General features: G+C 61.5%; 22 protein-coding genes and 1 tRNA gene. 9 read left to right on the top strand and 14 right to left on the bottom strand.

Annotated features, from left to right (window positions below; genetic code table 11):
* Positions 1-106 precede the first annotated feature (106 nt).
* Positions 107-1,498: an ATP-binding protein gene (locus CRD15_RS03720; RefSeq protein ID WP_043011810.1), complete on the top strand. Its 1,392-nt coding sequence runs from the start codon at positions 107-109 to the stop codon at positions 1,496-1,498.
* A gap of 101 nt (positions 1,499-1,599) precedes the next feature.
* On the opposite strand, the gene CRD15_RS03715 is transcribed toward CRD15_RS03720, so the two are convergent.
* The gene (locus CRD15_RS03715; RefSeq protein ID WP_255463726.1) at positions 1,600-3,144 is read right to left on the bottom strand and encodes an anthranilate synthase component I family protein; all 1,545 of its coding nucleotides are present in this window, start codon (positions 3,142-3,144) and stop codon (positions 1,600-1,602) included.
* 49 nt (positions 3,145-3,193) lie between these two features.
* Positions 3,194-4,585 (bottom strand): hypothetical protein, encoded by a 1,392-nt coding sequence (locus CRD15_RS03710; protein WP_187401946.1) that lies wholly within the window; start codon positions 4,583-4,585, stop codon positions 3,194-3,196.
* Between the two features lie 164 nt (positions 4,586-4,749).
* Between CRD15_RS03710 and CRD15_RS03705 the strand changes: the two genes are divergently transcribed.
* Both CRD15_RS03705 and CRD15_RS03700 read left to right on the top strand, forming a co-directional pair.
* A complete protein-coding gene (locus CRD15_RS03705) occupies positions 4,750-5,274 on the top strand; it encodes a peptidylprolyl isomerase (RefSeq protein WP_034966561.1) in 525 nt (174 codons plus the stop codon).
* Entirely contained in the window at positions 5,271-5,981 is a 711-nt protein-coding gene (locus CRD15_RS03700; RefSeq protein ID WP_187401945.1) for a rhomboid family intramembrane serine protease, read from the top strand. The genes CRD15_RS03705 and CRD15_RS03700 overlap by 4 nt, the downstream gene beginning before the upstream one ends.
* An 8-nt stretch (positions 5,982-5,989) precedes the next feature.
* Here CRD15_RS03700 and crgA read toward each other — a convergent pair whose 3' ends face one another.
* Entirely contained in the window at positions 5,990-6,262 is a 273-nt protein-coding gene (gene crgA, locus CRD15_RS03695) for a cell division protein CrgA (RefSeq protein ID WP_034973599.1), read from the bottom strand.
* Positions 6,263-6,445: 183 nt separating this feature from the next.
* On the opposite strand from crgA, the gene CRD15_RS03690 reads away from it, so the two are divergent.
* Positions 6,446-7,147 carry an aminodeoxychorismate/anthranilate synthase component II gene (locus CRD15_RS03690; protein WP_187401944.1) on the top strand — a complete coding sequence of 234 codons (702 nt, stop codon included), beginning with the start codon at positions 6,446-6,448 and terminating at the stop codon, positions 7,145-7,147.
* 58 nt (positions 7,148-7,205) lie between these two features.
* On the opposite strand, the gene pknB is transcribed toward CRD15_RS03690, so the two are convergent.
* From pknB to CRD15_RS03650, 8 genes are all read right to left on the bottom strand, one after another.
* Entirely contained in the window at positions 7,206-9,404 is a 2,199-nt protein-coding gene (gene pknB / locus CRD15_RS03685; protein ID WP_187401943.1) for a Stk1 family PASTA domain-containing Ser/Thr kinase, read from the bottom strand.
* Positions 9,405-9,593: 189 nt separating this feature from the next.
* The gene (locus CRD15_RS03680; protein WP_187401942.1) at positions 9,594-11,252 is read right to left on the bottom strand and encodes a serine/threonine-protein kinase; all 1,659 of its coding nucleotides are present in this window, start codon (positions 11,250-11,252) and stop codon (positions 9,594-9,596) included.
* Positions 11,253-11,254: 2 nt separating this feature from the next.
* Positions 11,255-12,703 (bottom strand): penicillin-binding protein 2, encoded by a 1,449-nt coding sequence (locus CRD15_RS03675; RefSeq protein WP_187401941.1) that lies wholly within the window; start codon positions 12,701-12,703, stop codon positions 11,255-11,257.
* Complete coding sequence (locus CRD15_RS03670) at positions 12,700-14,007, bottom strand: FtsW/RodA/SpoVE family cell cycle protein (protein WP_187401940.1); 1,308 nt, start codon at positions 14,005-14,007, stop codon at positions 12,700-12,702. The genes CRD15_RS03675 and CRD15_RS03670 overlap by 4 nt, the downstream gene beginning before the upstream one ends.
* Before the next feature lie 3 nt (positions 14,008-14,010).
* Positions 14,011-15,603 carry a PP2C family serine/threonine-protein phosphatase gene (locus CRD15_RS03665; protein ID WP_187401939.1) on the bottom strand — a complete coding sequence of 531 codons (1,593 nt, stop codon included), beginning with the start codon at positions 15,601-15,603 and terminating at the stop codon, positions 14,011-14,013.
* Positions 15,600-16,097 (bottom strand): FHA domain-containing protein, encoded by a 498-nt coding sequence (locus tag CRD15_RS03660; RefSeq protein WP_070550522.1) that lies wholly within the window; start codon positions 16,095-16,097, stop codon positions 15,600-15,602. The genes CRD15_RS03665 and CRD15_RS03660 overlap by 4 nt, the downstream gene beginning before the upstream one ends.
* A gap of 147 nt (positions 16,098-16,244) precedes the next feature.
* Positions 16,245-17,564: a DUF3662 and FHA domain-containing protein gene (locus CRD15_RS03655; protein ID WP_187401938.1), complete on the bottom strand. Its 1,320-nt coding sequence runs from the start codon at positions 17,562-17,564 to the stop codon at positions 16,245-16,247.
* A gap of 34 nt (positions 17,565-17,598) precedes the next feature.
* On the bottom strand, positions 17,599-17,745 hold the full coding sequence (locus CRD15_RS03650; protein WP_155272456.1) for a hypothetical protein: 147 nt from the start codon (positions 17,743-17,745) through the stop codon (positions 17,599-17,601).
* 211 nt (positions 17,746-17,956) lie between these two features.
* Here CRD15_RS03650 and CRD15_RS03645 point away from each other — a divergent pair.
* Positions 17,957-18,039: transfer RNA gene (locus CRD15_RS03645), tRNA-Leu, on the top strand.
* 100 nt (positions 18,040-18,139) lie between these two features.
* On the opposite strand, the gene CRD15_RS03640 is transcribed toward CRD15_RS03645, so the two are convergent.
* Positions 18,140-18,742 (bottom strand): DJ-1/PfpI family protein, encoded by a 603-nt coding sequence (locus tag CRD15_RS03640; RefSeq protein ID WP_187401937.1) that lies wholly within the window; start codon positions 18,740-18,742, stop codon positions 18,140-18,142.
* The gene (locus CRD15_RS03635; protein ID WP_187401936.1) at positions 18,735-19,712 is read right to left on the bottom strand and encodes an NAD(P)/FAD-dependent oxidoreductase; all 978 of its coding nucleotides are present in this window, start codon (positions 19,710-19,712) and stop codon (positions 18,735-18,737) included. Before CRD15_RS03635 ends, CRD15_RS03640 begins: the two co-directional genes overlap by 8 nt.
* 268 nt (positions 19,713-19,980) lie before the next feature.
* Between CRD15_RS03635 and CRD15_RS03630 the strand changes: the two genes are divergently transcribed.
* From CRD15_RS03630 to CRD15_RS03620, 3 genes are all read left to right on the top strand, one after another.
* Entirely contained in the window at positions 19,981-20,271 is a 291-nt protein-coding gene (locus CRD15_RS03630) for a hypothetical protein (protein ID WP_035002020.1), read from the top strand.
* 78 nt (positions 20,272-20,349) lie between these two features.
* Positions 20,350-20,892 (top strand): hypothetical protein, encoded by a 543-nt coding sequence (locus CRD15_RS03625; RefSeq protein ID WP_187401935.1) that lies wholly within the window; start codon positions 20,350-20,352, stop codon positions 20,890-20,892.
* A 541-nt stretch (positions 20,893-21,433) separates the two neighbouring features.
* Complete coding sequence (locus CRD15_RS03620) at positions 21,434-21,745, top strand: transglycosylase family protein (RefSeq protein ID WP_255463737.1); 312 nt, start codon at positions 21,434-21,436, stop codon at positions 21,743-21,745.
* Between the two features lie 26 nt (positions 21,746-21,771).
* On the opposite strand, the gene CRD15_RS03615 is transcribed toward CRD15_RS03620, so the two are convergent.
* Positions 21,772-22,539 carry a PaaI family thioesterase gene (locus CRD15_RS03615; protein WP_187401933.1) on the bottom strand — a complete coding sequence of 256 codons (768 nt, stop codon included), beginning with the start codon at positions 22,537-22,539 and terminating at the stop codon, positions 21,772-21,774.
* Between the two features lie 168 nt (positions 22,540-22,707).
* Here CRD15_RS03615 and CRD15_RS03610 point away from each other — a divergent pair, with 168 nt between their 5' ends.
* Positions 22,708-23,547 carry an HNH endonuclease family protein gene (locus tag CRD15_RS03610; RefSeq protein ID WP_187401932.1) on the top strand — a complete coding sequence of 280 codons (840 nt, stop codon included), beginning with the start codon at positions 22,708-22,710 and terminating at the stop codon, positions 23,545-23,547.
* The last annotated feature ends 87 nt before the right edge of the window (positions 23,548-23,634 follow it).

Raw genomic sequence — 23,634 nt, 5'->3', positions numbered from 1 at the left:
TCGAAACGTACTCGAAACGTACTCGAAACGTACTCGAAACAAATTTCGAGCCTCTGACCTGCGATAAACAACGTACTCGAAAATCTTTCAAGTAGAATGTCGAGTTGTGACTGTGCAGCGAAACTTCCACAAGGAACCAAGCCAGCTTCTGGAACTCCCGGAAGATCAGTGGTTCGAGCGTAAATCGTTCCGCATTAAGCCCAAGGACTTGGCTAAAACAATTGTCGGCATGGCCAATGCCGAAGGTGGGGTTATCGCAGTTGGAATCACGGATCGTCGATTCGACGGAAGACCAACTGCCGGCCAAGATAATGCTCTGCGGCAGACTTCGCTGGATCATACCGATCCGACGGTTCGCGTCCAGATCGAGTTGTGCGATGTGGATGACCGTGCGCAGGTGTATCTTTTCCGCGTCTTGCCCAGTGAACGGGTCCATTACCTGAAGTCGGGGGACTGCTTCCTGCGGGTCGGTGATGAAACAAAGCAGTTAAGAGCCGATGACATCCTGGAGCTTCGCTACACCAAGGGTGAGCAGCAATACGATGCGACAGTGCCGATGGGCTCCAATCCGAGTGACCTGGATATGGAATTGGTTGTGGCTTATGCCAAAGCTATTGGATCCTCTAGCGCCGACGATGCCTTAAAGGCGCGAAACCTGGTTGATCGAGAAGGCAATCCACGCGCAGCTGCGATCTTGCTTTTTGGCAAGAATCCCCAGGAGTTCTTTCCCAATGCACACATCAGGGTCCTGCGCTTCGGTGAGGATGAACGGTTGCCGGGAGAATTGCAGCAACTAATGGAAGACCAGCGTTTTGGTGGTCCGATTCCGCAACAGATTCAAGCAGCGCAGGATGCAATTGGTGAAATGCTGCCCAACGCTCGAAGGCTTACAAATGCCGGGCTTTTCGAGGACGAGAATCTGATCCCGCACGACGTTTGGCTAGAGGGTCTGGTCAATGCAGTGGTGCATCGCTCGTACAGCATGATCGGCGACCACATTCGCTTCGAGATCTATCCGAGCCGTATTGAGGTCTCTAGCCCGGGTCGATTCCCCGGCCTTGTAGATCCGACGAGGCCAGAATCCATTGCCCGGTTCGCACGTAATCCTCTGGTCGCACGCGTGACAGCAGAGCTTCGCATTGGTCAGGAGTTAGGTGAGGGGATTCGTCGTATGTTCGCAAGCATGCGTCGGGTTGGATTTGCCGACCCGGTTTACGCGCAAACCAGCGGAAGCGTAGTACTGACTTTGAATGCAATGCAGCGCTTGGATGCCCACGTTCTGGGTGATCTTCCTCGTCACTCCGCAGACGTGTTAACTGCTTTGGAAACGGGGGGTCGCCCTATGTCCACGGGAGAGGTGGCGGAAGCGTTGGGATTGTCGGCTCCTCCCGTGCGCCGCTCTTTGCAGGCTATGCGGGACGCGGGGCTAGTCCGATGGCGGGGGAATGGCCCACGGGATCCTCGCGCGGTGTGGTCTGTAACGGGGCCGCTGAGGTAGCTTCATGGCGTACTCGAAAGCTACTCGAAACGTACTCGAAACAAATTTCGAGCCTCTGACCTGCGATAAACAACGTACTCGAAAATGTTTCGAGTAGAATGCTAGGCGATGTGGCCCCCGAGTGTATCGAGTAGCGCGGCGGCTTTCACGAGCGTTTCCTCGTACTCCGCCAGCGGATCCGAGTCCGCGACGATCGCGCCGCCGACCCCGAAGGAACACTCCGCACCGTCGTCAATGAGCGTGCGGATCGTGATGTTTAGCTCCGCCGCGGAATGAGGAGAGATCCAGCCGATCGCCCCGGAATAGAACCCGCGCGGCTGCGGCTCCAGCTCCTCGATGATCTGCATCGTCCGGATCTTCGGCGCGCCCGTCATCGAACCGCCGGGGTAGCTGGCCTCAATCGCGTCGACGGCGCCGAGCCCCGCGCGGAGCCGGCCGGTAATCGTGCTAACCAGCTGGTGGACGTGCGAGAAGCTCTCCACCGAAAAGATTTTTGGGACCTCCACACTGCCCGGATCGCACACCCGTCCAAGGTCGTTGCGCAGCAGGTCGACAATCATCAGGTTCTCCGCCCGGTCCTTCGGGTTGCTCTGTAATTCTTGACGCCCCCTGGCGTCAGCCGCTTGATCCTTCCCACGGGGGCGGGTGCCCTTGATCGGCTTGGCGGAGACTGCACCGGCCGGTGAGATTTTCAGGAACCTTTCCGGTGAGGCGCTGAGGATGTGCAGCGGTGCCTGGCCAGGGCGGTCGAAGCGCAGGAATGCGCCATAGGGAACCGGGCTGACCTCGCGGAGGCGAAGGTAGGCCTGCAATTCTGGGGAGGCGGAGCCGGTGGCGGCCGCAGGGGACTGCCGGGAGGAGTGTTCGCTGACCCCAAGGGCAGCGAGGTTACGCAGAGCCGGCCCGCGGGCAGTGTTCGTCAGGCAGACCTCGTAGCTATCGCCCGCGGCGATGTAATCCAGGCAGCGTTGAATGCTCGCCAAGTACTGCTGCTTCGGTTGGTCGAAGTGGAAGGTTGCTGCGTAGTCGGTGGGCGCGCAGTCGGTTGAAAGAGTGCCGCCCAGAGTAGCGACTGGGGCAGAGCCCAGGACAGGCCCGGAGACTTCATTCGCGATGTCCTGAACCGCCACGACGGTGGCATCCAGCCATTCCAGCTGCTTGGCGTGCACCTCGCGAGCCTTCTGCGGGGGCCCGTCAACACCCGGAAGTAGCGCCATCGCGTGGGCCACCGCGCGCTCGTGGTCGACAACAACCGCCCGGTCGGCGAAGAGCAATGCTGCATCAGGGTGGTCTTCCCGAGAACGGGCAATGTCCTCGATCCCGTAGCCCAGCGCACCCACCCAGCCGAGGGCGAAGTCGCATGGCCATTCCGCGGGGATCTCCACCGGCTCGGCGAAAGCGCTTCTGAGCTGCGCGAAGAACTCAGCCGAGCTAGCAACCTGCGGTAGCCACGTCCGCGCGAGGGGGCCAGCGCTGTTCGCCAGCACGCTGATCCTGCCGCCGTTACCGGAAGAGTCCAGCCAGGTGGCGGTGGGGGCGTCATTAAATAAAGACAAAAAGACCCGCGACGCGACACTTCCGGTGATGTCCCGAGAGTCTGCCGACGGCAGCGGGATCGTGCGGAAAGTGAGGCGGCGCGGGGTCATGTACGCCATTATCGCGCGCCGGGTTCAGCGCGCGAGCGGAGGGCTGGGGTTAGAGGCGGTGCTTGCCGCCCTCGTCCGGATCCTCGCCCGGCCCCTCGGCCAGCGGGAAGTCGGCCTCGGCAGCGTCGGCGGCCTCTGTTGCCTCCTCGACGTCGGCGGCACCCTGGGCGCTACCTGTCTGCGGGGCAGCCGGTGCGCCCGGAACAGCTACGCCAGCACCCGGGGCGCCAGGAGCGCTCGGAGCACCCGGAGCCTTGTTTTCAGCCTTAGCGTCGGCCTTCTGCTCGGCCTTCTCCTTCACCTCGGCGGCCTTTGCCTTTGCCTGATCGGCAGTGTCAGCGGCCTTCGCCTTGGCCTTCTCGGCAGCGCCGGTGGCCTTGTCGGCGAAGTCCTGCACTTTCGGGGTGTTCTTCGGCGCGGCCTGATCGCCGCGCAGGAACTTGAATGCAGCGGCACCAGCGGCTACGAGCACGGCCAGCAGCAGGAACTTGCCGAACAGGCCGCCCTTCTTCTCGCTCTTCGCGCGCTTCGCAGCGGCCTTGCGCTCGGCCTTCGCCAGAGCCTTGCTCTGCGCCTTGTTGGTGGTACGGGCGACCTTCTTGTCCAGCTTCGCTGCACGCTTCCGGGCATCCTTCTCTGCGCCCTTGGCCTGCTTCTTCGCGCGCTTGGCGGCCTTCTTCTTGGTGGCCTCCAGCTTCTTGCTCAGCTGCTTGCGGTTCTTCTCGGTGGTTTTCGCCAGCTCCTCACCGCGTGCGACGGCATCCTCGCGCAGCTTGGAGGTGGCCTCTAGGCCGCGTTCCTGCAGATCCTGAGCGTTATCCTTCAGCGCTGCGGACAGCTGCGCGATCTTCTTCTCGCGCTTGGCAGCCTGCTTGCCCGCCTTCTTCGTAGCCTTTTCCTGTGCATTGTCGAAACGGTCGCGCAGCTTCTGAGTGCGCTTCTCTATCTTCTTGCGCAGCTTCTCGGCATCCACGCCGAGCTTGTCGTTCAGGTCAATGTTGTTCAAGTCTTTGCCCTTCTTCTTTAGTGACGCCACCAGGCCAGCAGCCTTGGCCTGTGCCTTCTCTGACTTATCTGCAGCCTTGTCAGCAGCTTTGTCGGCGGTGTTGTTGAAACCGGTGGAAGCCATGTCAGCCACATCCTCGACGGTGGCATCCGGCGAATTGTGCACGCGGTGGCGCTTACGAGCAGCGGCGGCCGCCCGAGCCTGCTCCAAAGCAGCCGCGGCGCCCTCTTCCTTGCGCATGAGCTCCGCTACAGCCTTGACGTGGGCGGGGGAACCGGCGATGATGCCCTCGCGCTCGCCCTCGGAAGCGAGGTTCTCGCGGAGCTGCTGCAGCGCGTCGAACTCCTGACGGCGCTTGAACTCCTTGCGGTTATTGAGCATCGTGCGGCCTTGCTTAGCGCCGCGCAGCGCCAACTTCAGCGTGGTGGGATTCATCGTGGGGAAGGCTCCTTGGGGATCTTCTGAGTGTTTTTGTGTATGTATTTAATTCGGACTGCTACCCATCCTAAAGAAAAATTCTCACCGGGGATGGGCAATACCTCATTATTAAGAACCCGGGTATCCGATGTGTTTTTCAGTTTCCAGTACAATGGAGCACCGTGACTAACAAGACTGCAACCGCAATTCTGCACACCAACCATGGCGACATTGCCATCGACCTGTTCGGCAATCACGCGCCGGAGACCGTGGCTAACTTCGTCGGCCTGGCTAAGGGCACCAAGGAGTACTTCAAGCCCAACGCCTCCGGCACCAACGAAGGCCCGTTCTATGACGGTGCGATCTTCCACCGCATCATCGATGGCTTCATGATCCAGGGCGGCGACCCGGAGGGTAGCGGCAAGGGCGGCCCGGGCTACCAGTTCGGCGACGAGTTCCACCCGGAGCTCCAGTTCGATCGCCCGTTCCTGCTGGCCATGGCCAACGCTGGCCCCGGCACCAACGGCTCCCAGTTCTTCATCACCGTGACCGCCACCCCGCACCTGAACAACCGCCACACCATCTTCGGCGAGGTCACGGACAAGGAGTCCCAGAAGGTCGTCGCTAAGATCTCCCGCGTGGTTACCGACCGCATGGATCGCCCGAAGGACGATGTCGTCATCGAATCTGTAGAGATCCAGGAGTGATCACTCGGCGCCCTTACCGGCGCTATACCGTCACCAACGTCTTCCTCGCAGCGTGCTGCGTGGTTTACGGGGTGACGGTTTTTCAGTCTGGCAACATTGCCAGCCCACTCGACGGCCAATCGACCTTCGCCTTCGGCGGCGAAAACCTGGGGCTGAAGATGATCTTCAGCGCCGCCAACGTCTCTTTCTACGGCGAATGGTGGCGCATCCTAACCGCCGCGCTGGTGCACCTAAGCCCGGTGCACCTGGGCTTCAATACCCTGCTGATCTTCCTGATCGGCAGGGAGGTCGAGCGCCACTACGGGGCGATCGTCATGCTCTGCCTCATCGTCGCCAGCGCCGCCGGTGGTGCCTTGGCTTGCATGTATTTCCAACCCGAGGTGCCAGTCGGAGGGGCCTCCACCGTCGGCTATGGTCTCCTCGCCATGCTCATCGCCCTCTCCCGCGTAGAGCACCGCGACCTGCGCGGACCCATCGCCCTGCTGCTGGTGAACCTCGGATACTCCATGCTGCTCTCCAACGTCTCCTTGTGGGGACACATCGGCGGGCTCGTGGGAGGCACCGTCATTGCGTTCGCTACCACGTCCACTGAGGCGGGCAGTAGCGGGGGCGAAGGGGCGTCCATAAGAAAAAAGACCATCGCAGCAACAGCCGCGACGGTCATTCTGGCCTTCACAATATGGACAGGCCTGGGGTGGCACTACTAGCTAGGCAGCTACTTCCAACCCATCGTCATCAACAGACCCACGATAAGCAGAGCGAAGCCGATCAGGTAGTTCCACGCGTTCAGGTCGCGCATGAACGGGATCTGCGGACCAGCGATGTAGTTAACAACCAGCCACGCCAGACCCAGGATCATCAGCGCGAGCATCAGAACGATGTACCAGCGCGGAGTACCGGTGGAATTCAGCTTCACGGGCGTGCGACGATCCGTGGAAGAGGAACTAGAGAAGTTCTCCTCAGCGGAATTGACCTTGGACTTTGGCATTTTAAGAAACCTCGAAAGGGTTGACTGCGAAGCGGACGGTTGGCGGGCAACGAGCAGCACATCACAAGCACAGCCCGGGTGTGTGAGCGCCAGCCGAACGCCCATGGGCAAAAATTACGTACCCAACGATACTAGCAGCACATATCGCTAAAGCAGCATACTCAGCGCGCTAGACTCATTGCTATGCGGATTCTGGTGATCGACAACTACGACAGCTTCGTCTACAACCTCGTGCAATACATCGGGCAGTTGGGGTTCAGCGGGGATGACTGCGTGGTGCTGCGTAATGACGCCCCAGAGCTGCAGGGCAATGGGCTGGCCACAACGCTGCAGGACTTCGACGCGATCCTGGTCTCCCCAGGACCGGGCGAACCCAGCGCAGCCGGGCGCACCCTGGACGTCCTGAAGATCGCGGTTGATCAGCAGATTCCCCTGTTGGGCGTGTGCCTGGGGCACCAGGCGATCGGTATGCACTTTGGGGCACACGTCGTGCGGGCGGACGAGCTTTTCCACGGCAAGACCTCGCCCGTGACCCACGACGGGACGGGCGTGCTGGCCGGGGTGCCAAGCCCATTCCGCGTGACGCGCTACCACTCCCTGACCGTCGACCCGGCAAGCGTGCCGGAAGAACTGCTGGTTACGGCAACGTCGGATTCCGGGATGATTATGGCGATGCGCCACCGGAGCCTGCCGATCCACTCTGTGCAGTTCCACCCGGAGTCCGTGATGACTCAATACGGCCACCTGATGTTGGCCAACTGGCTGAACGAGGCCGGGCAGAGTGCTGGCTTGGGGGAGGTTGTGCCCGGCGAGCTGGTCGATCGCTTAGTGCAGGAGCAGCTGGAGGTCACAGGCGCGATCAGCGCCGAGGCGTCGATGCTTTAGTTTGCACCGGGCGTGCTGGGGCGGAGGCGAACTTGCGCCGAACCAGCTTGCGTCGAACCTAGGGCAGCAGGTTGAAGACGTAGACGGTCACCGTGATGTCTTCGTCGCGCTTGACAACCTCGCCCGCGCGGATGGACTGCTGCGCCACCTCGTCGACGCGGCCCAGATCCGGGGTGTTCTTGTTATCCCGGTGCAGCTGATCAGGGTTGCCACGCCAGCCGGCGGCCTGTAGCTCCCGGAAGACATCGCCGAACTTCTTGCCTTGCAGGGAAGGCATCTCGAACTGGTTGCCCAGGGAGACCTCCAGGGTGATCTCGCTACCCTTCGGCAGCTTCTCGCCCTCGCTCGATGCGGACAGCACCTTGCCCTTCGGCTCGGTCGAATCGACCTGCTCCACGACTACCTTGAAGCCGGAGGATTCAAGGTTCTCGCGTGCATCCTCCACCTGCTGGCCGGTGACCACAGGCACGCGCACGTCCTCGGGGCCAGTGGAGACGGTAATCGTCACCTTGGTGCCGACCGAAACCTGCGAGCCCTGGGGCGGCGTCTGCGTGATGATCTTGCCCTTGGGTACGTCGTTGCTGGCTTCTTCCTTCACCTCATTGTTGAGGGCCAGCTTCGCTTGCTTCAGTAGCTTCGAGGCTTCTTCGGTGGTCTTGCCCGTCAGGTCGGGCACGTCGGTGATCTCGCGACCGCTGGAAACCAGCAGCTTAATCTCGGTACCTCGCGCCACGGAGGCATTGGCCGCGGGGTCGGTGCCGATAGCCTTGCCACGCGCGATCTTGTCGTGGGTTTGTTCCGCTACGCTGACCTTAAAGCCCGCTTCCTCCAGCTGCTTCTGCGCCTCAGCACGGTCCTTGTTCTGGACGTTAGGAATCTTCACTTGTTCAGCTTCGACGGGCTTGTCGCCACCGTCGTCGGTTACCGCCTGGTACGCGAAGTAACCACCCGCCAGGACCGCGGCGATGCCCGCCACCCAGGCAATTGGCGCCCACCAGCGGCGTTTCGGCTTGTCCTCGTAGTAATCCTCGCCGTAGTACGCGCCGTCATCGTAGTCGTCGCCGTACTCGTCATCGCCGTAATATTCGCCGTCGAGGTCTTCGTCGTAGTTGTAGGACGCCCCGTTGTCCGCCCCGGCAGCGCCAGCCGCACTCGCCGCACCCGCCGCTCCGGCGGCACCGGCAGCACCCGGGAAGTTGGCATTCTGGCTGGCGGGGATAACGGAAGTCTGAGGATCGTCGTCCCAGTGGGAACCGGATCCCGCAGCTCCAGCCCCGGCGGCACCTGCCGCTACGCCGGCGGCGCCCGCGGCCAACGTTCCAGCACCGGAGCCTGCCTGGTGGGAACCCGCTGCTTCCGAATCGGCGTCATTGGTATAAGCCTGCGCAACCAGGGGCAGCTGATCCTTCGAAAGGCGCTTAAGATCTGTCGCCATCTCCTGCGCATCGTCGTAACGATCGGACGGCGATTTAGCCATCGCGGTCAGGGTGATGGAATCCAGGCTCAGCGCCTCGCGCTTCGAAAGGTGCATGCCGGGCACCTGGGACGGGGGCTCCGGGTTCTCCTGCACGTGCTGGAAGGCAACGGACAGCGGCGATTCGCCGTGGAAGGGCGCCTGGCCGGTCGCCAGTTCGTAGAAGACACAGCCGGCGGCGTAGATATCAGAACGGGCGTCGGCGGACTGTCCGCGCGCCTGCTCTGGCGAGAGGTACTGGGCAGTGCCAATGACGGCGGCGGTCTGCGTCATCGCCGACGAGCTATCGCTCAGCGCGCGGGCGATACCGAAGTCCATGACCTTCACCGCGCCGGTATTCGTGATCATCACGTTCGCCGGCTTGATATCGCGGTGAATAATGCCCGCTTCGTGGGAAAAGTACAGGGCATCGCATACCTGCGACATCACCGCGGCGGCGTCGTTAAGGCTCATCTTGCCGGAGTGCTGGACGATGTCGCGCAGCGTCTCTCCGTGTACGCGCTCCATCACGATGTACGGCACGGCGCCTTCCTCGTCGGGAGTTTGGCCAGTGTCGTACACAGCAACGATCGCCGGGTGGTTCAGCTTCGCTGCGTTCTGCGCCTCGCGGCGGAAGCGCTCCAGGAAGGTCTTGTCGCGCGCCAGGTCGGGGCGCATCATCTTCACAGCGACATCGCGACCTAGCAGCTCATCGGTAGCAGCGTAGACGTCGGACATACCGCCGGTGCCGATGGTGGCGCCAAGGCGGTATCGGCCGCCTAGGGTTGTGCCATTTCGGTCCACGCCGTTGCTCCTTTGTCTTTATTCTCTACGCTACTTGTTACTTGTTGGTGCTTGCCGATGGTTGTCTTTGCCCAGCTATCTAGGCCTCAAATTGGCTCTCTTGTCACTTTGATTAACAAATCCTAGTCGAACTTGTTGTAGGGACATAGTTGTATGGGCTGTGTTCCTGGTTCCTCGGCCTTAGTTTTCCTACAGAATCGGCTGGTTGTTGGTCTCTAGATTCGGTTCGCGGAGCTCCCCGGGCAGGTCGTTATCCGCCGACGTGGCGTTGTCGTTGGTGTTCGGGCGGTTAGGGTTATTTGGTCGGTTGGGGTTATTCGGCCCATTCTGCTCGTCCGGCGAATTAGGTGCGGCGGTGGGCTCGCCGCCGCCCCGGCCGTTGGGGAAGGTCGGGAATGTCGGGAAAGAGGGGCTGGACGACTCGGACGTCTCCGTACTTTCTTCAGAGGTCTCGGGTCGGCGGGTCTCCCGGCTATTAGCTGTGTTCGTCGGGCCAGGGTTAACTGTTGCTCGTGGCACCGTTCCACCCTGACCTGTCGTTCCTTCTTCTTCGGTCGGGCTCGTCGTGACCTCGTTGGTCACGGTCATGGTTTCGGGGTTGGGAGCTTCGTCGTCGCCGCCCTTGGTCAGCAGGTACGCTGCAACCAGCAGCGCGGCGATGCTGACCAGCGCTAACACGGCGATGATCAAGCCGTTCTTTTTTTGTGACGCCCCCTGTGTCCCCCTAGCCCCTTGCGCCAGTGCGGGGTTGCCGGTTCCCGTGGCGGGCGCGTGCGAGGACGGGTATGCCGCGTTGGAGTAACCCGAGCTGGGGTAGTTCGAGCTGGTGTGGTTCGAGCTGGGGTAAGGCGAACCAGGGCGCCCGGTGCCTTCCGTGGAAGGCACGCGGGTCCCCGGACCGGTGGCTACGTTCCCCAATTGCTCGGTCAGCGGGTGCGGTTCCGTGCTTACTTCCGGAACATTGTGCGGCGGTGGCGGCTGCTTCCCTTCGGCGACCAGCACTGTGGCGGCCGCGAGCTCCGCGCCATCGGCGTAGCGGGTTCGTGGGTTCTTACGCAGGCATACCTTGATAAGTTCCCGCAGGTTCGGGCTGATGTTGTCCGGCAGGTCTGGAGGTGTTTCGGAGATGTGCTTGATGGCCACAGAGACAGTTGAATCGCCGGAAAATGGGCGGTACCCGGCCAACATCTCAAAACCAACCACGCCGAGGGAGTAGACGTCACTGGCTGGGCCGACCTGATCACCCTGGGCCTGTTCCGGGGAGACGTACTGGGCTGTGCCGACGACCATGCCGGTGCGCGTCAGTGGCACTGCGGCAGCTGCCTTGGCGATGCCGAAGTCGGTGATTTTCACCATTCCGTCGGAGGTAATCAGCAGGTTCCCCGGCTTGATGTCGCGGTGCACCAGGCCGGCGGCGTGGATGGCCTGCAGCCCCGCAGCGGTCTGAGCCAACACGTCCAACGCCAGGTTCTGTGGCAGCGCGGATTCGCGCGACAACACATCGGCCAGGGATTCCCCGCGGATGTATTCCATGATGATGTAGCAGAACACCGTCCCGTTATCGGGGTCCTCGACCTCGCCGGAATCGTAGGTGATCACCACGTTGGGGCTGGATAGATCCTGCGCTGCCTCGGCCTCGTTGCGGAAGCGCGCGCGGAACTCTTCATTTTCCGTGTATTCCGGGCGCAGAATCTTGACCGCTACGTCGCGCTCTTCTTCGCCATCTCGGGCCAGCCACACGGTGGACATGCCACCGCGGCCAATGACCCACTGCAGCTCGTAGCGCGCACCCAGCAGCCGCTGTGTGCGCTCGATTTCCGTGCGGTCGGGTTGTTGGGAATCGCTCATGGCTACTGCTGCTCCTTCTCAGCTGCATGGATGACGGCACGTCCGATGGGACCAGCCACCGAGCCACCGGTTGCGGCCTGACCACGGTCGCCACCATTCTCCACGAGAACCGCTACCGCCACGTCGGCGCTGGTGGAAAACGCGATGTACCAGGCATGCGGCTTCGAGTTGCGGGAATCCTCACCGTGCTCGGCGGTACCCGTCTTCGAGGCGATGGAGGCATCCCCACCGGCCCACTTCTCGGCGTCCACCATCAGTTCCTTCAGCGTGTCGGCCGTCTTCTCCGGGATCGCCCTGCCCGCCTTCTGCGGCTTGGTGGTGCGCAGGGTGGACAGGTCGCGGCCGGTGATCTTGCTGACCAGGTAGGGCTTCATGCGAACACCGCCGTTGGCGATGGTGGCGGCGATGACCGCATTCTGCAGCGGGGTCAGCGCCACGTCGCGCTGGCCGATGGAGGACTGGCCCAGCGCTGCATCGTCGGGGATGTCGCCCAGGCGGGAGGGCTCCAGGGGCAGACCCAGGTAGTCGTCCTTCTCGCCCACGCCGAAAGCACGGGCGACATCTTTGAACTTATCCGTGCCGTGGCGGTTGGCCATCTCCACGAATGCGGTGTTGCAGGAGCGCTTGAAGGCCTCGCGTAGGGTCGTGGTGCCGCCTCCGCCGCAGGCCGCCCCGCCGTAGTTCTCCAGGGTGGTATTCGTACCCGGCAGAGTGATCTGGGACGCGGCGGTCACAGAGGTATTCGGGTTATCGCCGTCATTCAGAGCAGCGGCGGTGGTGATCACCTTGAACGTCGAGCCCGGAGGCTGGATCTGCTGCGTTGAGCGGTTCAGCAGGGGAGAGGACTCGTCCTTCGCATAGTTGTCGAAGTTAGCCTTCGCCTCCTCCGCCGGAGGCCCGACAATCCTGCCCGGGTCGGCAGAGGGGGTGCTGGCCATCGCCAACACCTCGCCCGTCGAGGGGCGCAGCGCCACTACGGAACCTGAGTAGCCCTTGTTGGCCAGCTGATCGTAGGCAACCTCCTGAACCTTCGGGTTCAGGGTCAGCTCCACGTTCGCCCCGCCGACTTCCTTACCCGTCAGCATGTCCCATGTGCGGGTGGCGAATAGGGAATCGTCTTCACCGGTGAGGATGGAGTTCTGCGAGGACTCGATGCCCGACGCACCGTACTGATCCGACAGGTAGCCGATGACAGAGCCGTACTTGGCGGACATGTAGGGATATTCACGGTCGTAGAAGTCCTCGGAATCCTTCACCGACTGCGCCAGCACCTGGCCGCCGGCGGTGATCCTGCCGCGTTCCTGCGACTTGGCCTCTAGGAATTGACGCGAATTCAGCGGGTTATGCGCCAGCGACTTCTGCTGGAAGGCCTGGATGTACGTCAGGTTTGCGATCAGAGCCATGACTAAGATGAAGCTAAAGATGGCTACCGCGCGGATGGAGCGATTCATGCTTCCTCTCCCTCCTTGATGGCCTGGGGCGTGCGGGCGTCATGAGAAATACGCAGAATAATTGCCAACAGTATGTAGTTCGCCAACAGCGACGAACCACCGTGGGAGAGGAATGGCGTGGTCAGGCCCGTCATGGGAAGCAGGCGCGAAATACCGCCCGTGACCACGAAAACCTGGATGGCGATTGTCAGCGCCAAGCCCGCGGCGACCAGCTTGCCGTAGGAATCGCTGGCCCGCATAGCGGTGTTGAATCCGCGGGAGACGAACACTGCATAGAAAAGCAGCACGGCGGCCAGGCCGATCAGTCCTAGTTCCTCGCCGATAGCAGCCAGGATGAAGTCGGAGTGCGCGACGGGGATGTTGTTCGGGTAGCCCCCACCCAGGCCGCGACCGGTCACGCCACCGAAGGACATGCCAAACAGGGCTTGGGAAAGCTGGAAGCCGTTGCCGTCGTAGTTCGCCAGAGGGTCGACGAAGTTCGACACGCGATCCTGAATCTTTGCCGAGATCTGGTACACGCCGAATGCGCCGACGAAAGCCAGACCCAGGCCCAGCACCAGCCACGAGGCGCGGTTGGTGGCAATGTACAGCATGCCCAGCACGGTGCCGAACAACAGCAGTGCGGGACCGAAGTCGTTCTGTGCGGCCATGATCATCAAGGCGATGCCCCACACCAAAAACAGCGGACCCAGGTCGCGCAGGCGGGGGAACTGCAGGCCCAGGACGGACTTGCCGGCGACAGTGAACAGTCGGCGTTTATTCACCAGCAGCGCGGCGAAGAACAACAGCAGCATGATCTTGGCGAACTCGCCGGGCTGGATGGAGAACGGGCCGATGCTGATCCACACGTTTGCATCCGCGTTCAAGGAGGTCGGCCACACGATTGGCAGAGCCGTCAGAATCAGCCCCGCCAGACCCAGCAGGTAGGAGTAATTCTGCAGCGAACGGTGATCCCTTAAAAAGCCGATCACCAGGCAAAAAAGGATCACGCCCAGGGCGGTCCACATGATCTGCGATTTCGCCAGCTCGCGCCCCGACCCCAGGTCCAGACGGTAGATCATCACCAAGCCCACGCCATTGAGCAGCGCGGCGATGGGCAGCATGATCTGGTCGGCCTCCGGAGCGGTCCAGCACACCACCAGGTGCGCGACCAAGAACGTCGCAAAGAAACCTCCGACCAGGTAAAACACTTCGGAGGTGATTTCCTTACCCTGGGAGATCTCCAACGCCACGATGGCCAGCAGCAGGATAATCGCAGCCAGCAACAGTAGACCGGCCTCAGTACGTCGGCTAAAAAGCTTCATAGGCTACTTCACCTCGCGGCAGGACACTCCGGGGGTCGTGAGGTCCGCCGGATCGCCGCCGCTGCGGCGCTCCGAATCGTTGCGGTCGTCCTTTTTGTCTTTTTTGTCCTCGCCCTTGCCCTTCTTATTTTCCTTATCGGAAGGCACCCGCGTCACACACACCGGCAGAGTTTGCTCCGCCAGCCGATTCACCTGGCTTTCGACCTTCTCGTAGGAATCCTCCGGCAGATCCTCCAGCGCGCCCCGCGCTGCCGGGGTGAGGTCGGAGGTCGTAAACAGGTGGCAGCCATCGCCTGCACCTGGATCCACTAGCTTTGCCGTGCCGTCGTCTTCCAGGCAGATGTCCTGTTTAACGGAGTTCAGCTTTATACCCAGCACGGAGGCATCGGTGCCGTTCATAACCTTGATCTGCGAGTTTTCCTCCGCCACGTAGTACGTGTCTTTGATCCGTTGGTACGTGATGTAACCCGCCGCGGCTGCGCCCAGCACTACGACTAGGACGATCGCGAGGGTAACCCACAGGCCGCGCCGGGACTTCTTGGGTTTATCGGTCTTGCCGGACTTGCCGGCGCCCTTTCCGTCATCGCGACCTTCGGTGCGGGCCGCCGTGCGGGCTACGCCGGGTGTCGCTGGTTCGGTTTCGTCGTCTTCTTCGTCCTTTTTTGGTGACGCCGTCGTCGTCGATAGCCCCTGAATTGCCGCTGCGCGGGCCGCCGAAGAATTCGGGCGTGGCATATCCGTTGCCTCCCCCGCAATAGCGCCCGCTAACACCGGGCGGGGTGGGAGGGTTAGCTCCGGATCTGTGGGGGTGTTGGAGTCGGCGTCGAACCCAACAACATCAGCGACAACGACCGTGACGTTATCGGGGCCGCCACCGCGCAGCGCCATTTCGACGAGCTTGCGGGCGGCCTTTTCCGGTGTGCCGTGGGAGAGGATTTCGCGGATCGTGTCGGGGCTCACCGGGTCCGAAAGTCCGTCGGAGCAAAGCATGAATCGGTCGCCGACCTGCGTCTTTTCGCGCCACAGGGTGGGCTCGACGGGGCGGCCGGTCAGGGCTTTGAGGATCAGGGAGCGCTGCGGGTGGCTGCTGACGTCCTCGGGAGCGAGCTTTCCTTCATCGACGAGGGACTGGACGAACGTGTCGTCCTTGGTGATCTGGCGCAGATTGCCGTCGCGCAACACGTAGCCGCGGGAATCGCCGATGTGGCAAATGGCCACTTCGTCCTCGCGGAAGAGCATGGAGGTCAGGGTGCAGCCCATGCCATCGAGGTTCGGGTGTTCGTCGACGTGTGCGGCGATGTCCTGGTTACCTTCATCGGTGGCTGTGGCCAGCAGGTTTTCCAGTTGATCGCGGTTGTCGGGTTCGTCGATCAGCGGGGAATCCAGGGGGCTGAGCGCATTGATGAGGAACTGAGAGGCAACCTCGCCGGCCGCGTGGCCACCCATTCCGTCGGCCAGGGCCAGCAGGTGTGGGCCGGCGTAGGCGGAGTCCTCGTTATTGCCGCGGACCAGGCCACGGTCGGAGCACGCCGCGAAGTTCAGTGTGGAGCCGGTGTCGGCGGGGCCGCCGGCGTTGCCTTTCGTGCCGTCGGTCATGCGTCCATCCTCACGTGGGTCTGGCCGATGCGGATTTCCATACCGGCGGAAAGCTTAACGGGCTGGTCCAGGCGCTCGTTGCCTACCCACGTGCCGTTGCGGGAATCGAGGTCTTCCACGTACCAATCGGATCCGCGGTGGATCAGGCGGGCATGGGAACCGGAGGCGAAATCGTCCTCCAAGACCAAAGTGCAAGACTGCGAACGGCCGATGGAGATTTCCTCGTAGCCCTTGAGGTTTAGCGTGGTGCCGGTCAATGGACCAGAAGTCAGTTCCAGGGAACGGGGGGCCTTGTGCCTGCGGAAAGCGGAACCGGAGGACGAGGGTTCGTTCATGGGCGGCCCATAACCCGCAGCGACCGGTGCCATTCCGGCCGGGGCGAGCCCGGAAGTTCGGTCTGCATCCTTCTTGAGGGAGCGAACTGTCATCCAGATGAAGAACCACAGCAAAAGCAGCAGGCCAATCTTGACCAGCAAAAGCAGCGTGGTCTGCACGGTTTTCAACTCCTCAAACAAGGTCGGCTAGCGCTTCGACTAGCGGGGCTGCACATGGCCAGTGGGCCACATGTGTATGTGAATAGCCTAGTTTAGATGACCCCGGAGGAGTAGACGAGAAAAGAAAAAGGATTCGATTCGGGGGCGTTAGTGGAACTCAACCCCAATTTCGGAGTGCCCCATCGAAATCACATCGCCGTTGGCCAGCAGCCAATTTTCGATCGGAGTGCCATTGACGGACGTGCCGTTGGTGGACTGCAGATCCGTCAGGATGGCATCGAAGCCATCCCAGGTAATGTCCGCGTGCTGGCGGGAGACACCGGTATCGGGAATGCGCAGATCCACCCCGTTGCCACGGCCAATAATGTTGCTGCCCTTGCGCAGTTCATAGGTGCGATCCGAACCGTCGTGCAGGGTGAGGGTGACCTTTAGCTCGCCTTCGCCCTCGCCCGCGCCTTCGCCGCCGCGGATGGGGGAAGGTGTGGTCTGCGCGATGACTTCGGTGCCCGGGTAGCTGGCTGGGTGCTCAAAATTGTCGGCGACCTGCTCTTGCGGCTGGTCTTGTGACTGCTCTTGTGGCTGGGCTGGTTGGTTGGGCTGCTGGGGCTGGTCCTCCGACTGCTTACGGGCGAAATCTGGGGAGGCGTGGTGCGCGGCTGCGGCTCCGCCGAGTCCCGCGGCGCCGGCTGCACCAGTCACACCTGTCGCTCCGGCTGCACCGGAAAACTCATTACCGGCGCTGCCTTCCTGGTTCGGTGCTTCCGCTGGCGAGACCAAATCTCCCAGAGACCTGCCCGCACCCGAATCGTCAGTTCTGTTGATCGGGTTGCTGTTGTGACTGTGGGCGTCATAATCCTGCGACACCAAAGAGCGCTCGCCGGACTGCGACGACGGCCATGCCGGGTGATCAGCGTCGTCGGCAGCGCGAGGATAGGGTTCCCCGTAGCCGCCATCCGGGCTGTGCTGTGGCGCGGCGTTGTTCATGTAGTCGTTGCTAGCGCTGGCGTTATGGGCATTGGCACTTGCGCTGGTGTTGGCACTGCCGGAATTGCCGGAATTGGTGGAATTGCCGGAATTGGTGGCGCGAGGCACATCGAAACGCGCGTCAGCGCGCATCTGGCCGGAGTGCAGGCCATCGTGGGCAGAAAGATTCACCTTGACCGGCTCGTTAGTGCGCCAGCCCTGATTACGGATGAAACGGCTGAGGCGATCGCCCATCTCCTCGGCCAGGCGCGGGCGGGACTCGGTGAGGCTGGCGTAATCGCGGGTGCTGACCAAAACCTGGAAGTAGCTGGGCGCCAGGCGCTGACCCTGGGCATCCGTCATGACGGATTCCTCTGCATACTGCTTAAGAACCTCGTCGATCTCGGTCGGGACAACCTCGCCGCCGAAGACACGTGCGAAGCCGTTATCCAACCCGCGCTGCAGCGAGTTGTCGAGCTTCTTGATACGTCCAAACAGACTCATTGTCCGTAGTCCTCCTGTGTCATCCTGTGTTTTTCTAATGCAGTCGCATGCCTGTAGCGCCGTAGGCGAAACAGCTGGTCAGCAGTTTGCCCAGGCGCCGGGTGGCAGGTTGTGCTGTGCAAGCCGCGCCCCGTCGCTGCGAGTACGTCCACGAGGCAGACATGCGCGAAAAATCAGTCACTGTGCGAGTGTGTAGTTGGCCATTATAGGGGCAATGCCGGGTATCGTGCACTTTCTAGCAGGTCAGAGGCGATTTTTGGAAGCGCGCATGCATCGTGCTAGAGTTTCATTTCGTTGCCAGCGAGCATCGCTTCCAGTTCGGAATGTTGAGCTTTAGCAGGCAAGACAGTGTAAACACTGTGGTGAATACCATGTGTCCTACATAGTCGCTCGGGCGAGTGGCGGAATGGCAGACGCGCTGGCTTCAGGTGCCAGTGTCCTTCGGGACGTGGGGGTTCAAGTCCCCCTTCGCCCACAGAATGAACACCCCGCGGGGTTGGGATCTTCGGATCCTGACCGTGCGGGGTGTTTTACATTTCCGGGGTGCCAATAAGGCAGTAGTAATGCGCTTAGTTTCAGACCGCGAATGGGTCGTGCTCGGGGTCGCTATTAAATTGAATCTCCAGATCGTGGGCAATTTTCTCCGCAAGTGCAGTACTGAAGTAGTGGGAAACAAATGCGATGGCCATATCTATACCCGCGGCAACACCGGATGACGTCCAGCGATCACGATCCTGCACCCATCGGGCAGAACTTTTCCAATCGATGTTGTTGCCGAAAGAGGCGGCCCAATCAAACGCAAGTTTATTGCTGGTGGCGGCGTATCCCTCTAGCAAGCCAGCTGCGGCCAGAACCGCCGAACCTGTGCATATGGAACAGACAAGTGAGGCGCAACTCGCCATTTTGTAGATGCGGGCCAGGAAATCCGCATCTTTGACGAGAGCTCGCGTTCCCTGACCGCCCGGGATGATAACGGTGTCGCACACGAGGGAATCAAAGGTTGTGTCGGGGAGAATCTTCACACCTTGGGAGCTGGCTACCGGCTCCCCATCCGAGGATACAAACCTCACTTGAAGGTCAGGAACCTTAGCGAAGATTTCCGCGGGTCCAAAGACATCCAAGAGCTCGAATCCGTCGAAGAGAATAAACGCTACCTGCTGTGGTCGTTCGTTATTCATGAGCCTGCTCTCGAACCTGCCGCAGTTCTTCGTCCAATAAGGCCTGATCGATCGCAATCGCGGTGGCCACACCCGCGCCCATCGCCTGAGAAACCTGGTCGGGGGAGCTGGTGACGTTTCCTGCCGTCCACAGACCTGCGACGGACGTTTGGCCACGAGGTTGCCGTACTACCCAGCCGTTCTCGGATTCGCATCCGGCGGCTAGCAGCAGCTGATCATTGGGGTGGAAATCCGGTCCGGTAAAGCATGCCTCGAAGGCGCGGGTTGTAGAGGTGGAGGCGCCAGCTTCGTTGGGGTCGGAAGTGCTCACCAGAACTCCCGTGTCCGATGCTGGGTCGGGCTGTACGCCGGAGACGGGGGCGTCCATAAGAACGACACCACGCTTTTCAAACAGTGCGCGGTCGGCCTCGTCTAGGGAAAGCCCGTTGGTGAAGAACGTGACGCGGTCGGTCCATTTACGCATCAGGTGCACCATGTGCATCGTGAAGCCAGGGTTCTTTCCGCCAATGACGGCGAGGTCGCGTCCGCGCACCTCATAGCCGTGGCAGTAGGGGCAGTGGAAAACGCGGGATCCCCAGAGCTCAGTCAGTCCTGGTACGTCCGGCAGCTCGTCGGTGATGCCGGTTGCGACGAGAACCTGCCTGGCCAGAAGCTCCTGGCCGTCGGTGGTGGTGGCCTTCCAGGCGCTGTTCGCGCTCCCTACTTTGTCGAGCGCGGTGACTTCGCCGGGGATGACCTCGCCGCCGAAGGAAGCGAACTCGCTGCGACCTTGATCTAGCAGCTCCATGGGGTTAACCCCATCGCGACCCATGATCCCGTGCGCGTGGGCGCTGAAGCGGTTTCGGGGTTTGCCGCTGTCGACGATTGCTACGCGCCGCTGCGCGCGGGCTAGGGTGACGCCCGCCGCTGTGCCCGCGAACCCGCCGCCCACGATGAGTACGTCGAGTGGTTTGGCCGTGTTGTTTTCCATGGTTGGAATCCTCTCTGGGGATTGCTGTACTTGGTCACCCAACCTACATGCTTGTTGTAGTGAGGGAAGGGGTTGTGGAAGTGATTCGCGACTGGAGAAAGATTGCGCGCCCGACCAGCGTCTAGCTGGTTCCGGGGAAACTTTATTGAAAACGTATTGACAACGCAGCAGGTGAGGGGCAGTATAGAAAGCGTCAAAGCAACCGACTGGCCCGCCCGACCAAGGGGAAGTGGCTCCATGGTTGCCCGGGATTAACAAGGAGTTCATCATGAGCTGCACCACTCACGCCGACCACGATCACAAGCACGGTTCGAACTGCGGCCACGTTGCCGTCCCGCACGGCGACCACGTCGATTATGTTCACGACGGTCACCTGCACCGCGAGCACGAAGGCCACTGGGACGAGTGTGAGACCGCCGAGCACCACGTCCACGAGGGTCACGATCACGAGCACGGCCCGGACTGCGGCCACGTTGCCGTCCCGCACGGCGACCACGTCGACTACATCCACGACGGCCACCGTCACGCGAAGCACGGCGACCACTGGGACGATCACTAAAGCTGCGGAGAAGAGTGACTTCCCAATCGTCACTCCGGTAACATAGGCCACCTGAAACGCCAGTGAAAGGAGCGTTGGGTGACGTACCCGCAAGGAAACGACGACCAGACTCGCATGTTCAACACGCAGGGCGGTGCTGGCTACGGTGGCTATGGCAACCAGGGCTACAACCAGCCACAGCAAGATCCCCGCGAAGGGCTGCTGGCCGGCCGATACGACGGCAAGAAGGTCGCGGTGAACCTCATCGTCCTCGCCGTCTTGGCTGCGGCCGTCACCTTCGCTGCGGTGTTCATCGCGGATCTCCTTGTGAGCTTCATCCCTGGCGAAGCTTCTGCGGGCGTAGGATCCGCGGTACTCACTGGCGTGGTAGCGGGCGTCATCGGCGTACTTGCCGGACTGCTATACATTCCGGTCTCCGGTACGGGTAACGAGCACCTCTTCGGAATGGCGGTGATTGCCCTGGCGGCCGTCGCCGCGATCGCATGGGTCTTTGCAGGTGGGCTACTGGACGGCGATTGGGGAACACTCGTCACGCTCACGGGTATTGTCTGCACCGCCGCGATTGCGTATGTGGTGCCGTCCCGTATCGAATCGGCAGCCGTTTACGGCCCGCGCCGCTAGCTCGAAGCTGGGGGAAACGAACGGCACTTAGTTTAAGAGTGCTCGTTAAGTGCGTTCCAGAGACTGTCTTTATCGTCAATGTTGACAAGTAGGGGGCCACAGTCGAAACGAGGGAGCTCGACAGGAGCCGATTTCGGGGGCTTGGGGTGGCTATGGGCTACTTCATTCTGCTCTGCGTCCGTCACTTGCATAGTTTCAAAACTAGCGTGGGTTCCGCATCAAACAAAGGCTACCAGCGTGGTCAGGGTCATTTCCATAAGAATCCCCTTAATTTTCGTTATCAATCCGAGATTTTTTCGGGATTTAGCGCTTTTTCGGTTGACGCACCCCGGGGGAGAGTGCGTAAGTTTGCGTGCTTAGTGGCAGCCGCCCGGCAAACACCCGGGGCGCGATACTTCGCGTAACTGCCAGCGTGCAGTCGCAAAGCGCGGCCGCGTAGACATCAAACAATCGATATGAAGCCAGCCACCCGGCAGGCTTCGCAGAAGGAGTTTTCGTCTACATGAATAAGTCCGTAAAGACCGCTTTCGCCCGCATCGGCATGGCTGCAGGCCTGGTCGCTGCCCCGGCGGCAGCCGCCACAGTCGCAGCCCCGTCCGCACAGGCTGCACCTGTTAGCGTCTGGGATCAAGTCGCACAGTGCGAGTCCGGCGGCAACTGGAAGATCAACACGGGCAACGGCTACTACGGCGGGCTGCAGTTCAGTGCCCAGACCTGGTCTGGCTTCGGTGGCACGAAGTACGCTCCGACGGCCAACCAGGCTACGAAGGCGCAGCAGATCGAAATCGCCGAGAAGGTCCTGGCCACCCAGGGCGCAGGCGCTTGGCCGAACTGCGGCAAGGTGCTGGGCTAACAGCTGGGATAACCAGCTGGGCTAGCTTAAGCGTCCAGGTACTTTTCTGGAATATCTAGAGCCACCAGGTCCTCCCGGGACTTGGTGGATTTTTCTAGTGCTACCTTCACCACGTGGCGCATCTGGTCCTCGGGGTTGGGGATGCGACGCTGCTCGGACATCAAAACAGTCAGGATCTCCGGCTGGTCCTTGAAGCAGTGCCACACCACCGCGTTGGCCAGCGATTCCAGCACCAGACCCCGTGGCTGCAGAGCTTGCTTCGGACGGTCGGCGCGCTTACCGCCACCGCGTGGGCGCACGTGCAGATCCTGCTGGCCGATACCAACGACCGAACCATCCTTGTTGTAAATGATGGAGGTGTACGGCACGTTGCAGTAGCCGTCCTCGTCGACGGTGGTGGTGATCCAGTCGATCAGCTCGGGGGTAAGTTCTACGTCCATGTACGCGCCGCTGCGTCCGGGCGTGAGGAATTGGAAGGTGCCGGTGCGCGTCCAGGCCTCGTATTCAGTGCCGAGTCGGCGGGCAATGAGGGTGCCGAACAGCACATCCGTCATGGAAAACAGGGTGCCGCCGAAAGCTGCGCCGTGCATGTTTGCGTTCCACCAGCGCAGGTTCAGCACGATGCGTGCAAAGGCCCAGTCGTCCGAGACCTCGGTCATCTTAATGCCGGAAAACAGCAGTGGCGGCCAGAGGTTCATCATGCGCCGCATGCGGCTCGGCTTCTTAATCATTTTGTTCACGAAGCCGGGTACTGCCTTCATCTGTGCTTGGTAAATCTTCTTCAGAGGTTTCATGATGCGTTTATGGTATCGCGGACCGCCAACGGCAGGCAGGTATAAAAGTATTCTTTTCTTGTTGACGCCCCTACGCCCGCGCCGTACTGCACGGGTGTTCGAAACCTACCGTGGATTATCGCGGGAGGTTGCGGGGGTTGTCCGGCTGGGTTGCTAGCGTGATGGGCTATGAGCAAGAGGGTAAATGGCCGCGTAGTCGGCGTGCGTGTAGTCGGCGCGCGCGGTGTGGCAGCGCTTGTGCTGGGTGCAAGCCTGCTGCTCGGCGGGTGCGTCGAGGGTGCGGAGATTCTAGAGGGCGGAAGTTCGGCGTCCCAAAACTCGGAAACGACAGTAGAACCGCCTACAGAAACAATCCCCGACCAGCCGGAACCGCCGGCGGCGCCAGAACAGACAGAGCAGTCAGACCAACCGACTCAGCCCGCAGAGCAAGAAGCGCCCGCAGTGCCGGAACGTTCACTGCACCAGCAGAACATGCTGGATCTGCTGGAGACGCTGGCGGTGAAGGGGCGCGCGCCGAAGACGGGATATAGCCGCAGTCAGTTCGGCCAGCGGTGGAAGGACATCGACCGCAACGGTTGCGACCAGCGCAATGATGTTCTGGCGCGCGACCTCACCAATGTCGAGGCGCCGAAGGGTTGCAAGGTGCTCAGTGGGGACCTGGATGACCCCTATACCGGCCAGCTGATCCATTTTGTTCGTGGGCAGAAGACCAGCCAGGCGGTGCAGATCGACCACGTGGTGGCGCTTGCTGATGCGTGGCAGAAGGGCGCGCAGCAGCTTACGCCGGAGCGGCGCGAGCAGTTCGCCAACGATCCGCTGAACCTCCTGGCTGTTGATGGACCTTCGAATATGCAGAAGGGCGCGGGCGATGCTGCGACGTGGCTGCCTGCGAATAAGTCCTTCCGCTGCACTTACGTCTCTATTCAGGTGCGGGTGAAGGCGGAGTATCAGTTGTGGGTGACACAGGCGGAGAAGGAAGCGATCCGGCGCGAGCTCGGCCGCTGTTAGAAGCGCAGATAGAGGGCCACTTCCGCCGGTTGCACTTCCAAACTAGACTGCTTGGTCTATAATCGTTGAAACGATGCGCACCGGGCT

This window comes from Corynebacterium sp. LK28 (assembly GCF_014335105.1).
In the GTDB taxonomy this organism is placed as follows: Bacteria; Actinomycetota; Actinomycetes; order Mycobacteriales; family Mycobacteriaceae; genus Corynebacterium; species Corynebacterium macclintockiae.
This window is presented reverse-complemented; position numbering and strand designations above follow the sequence as displayed.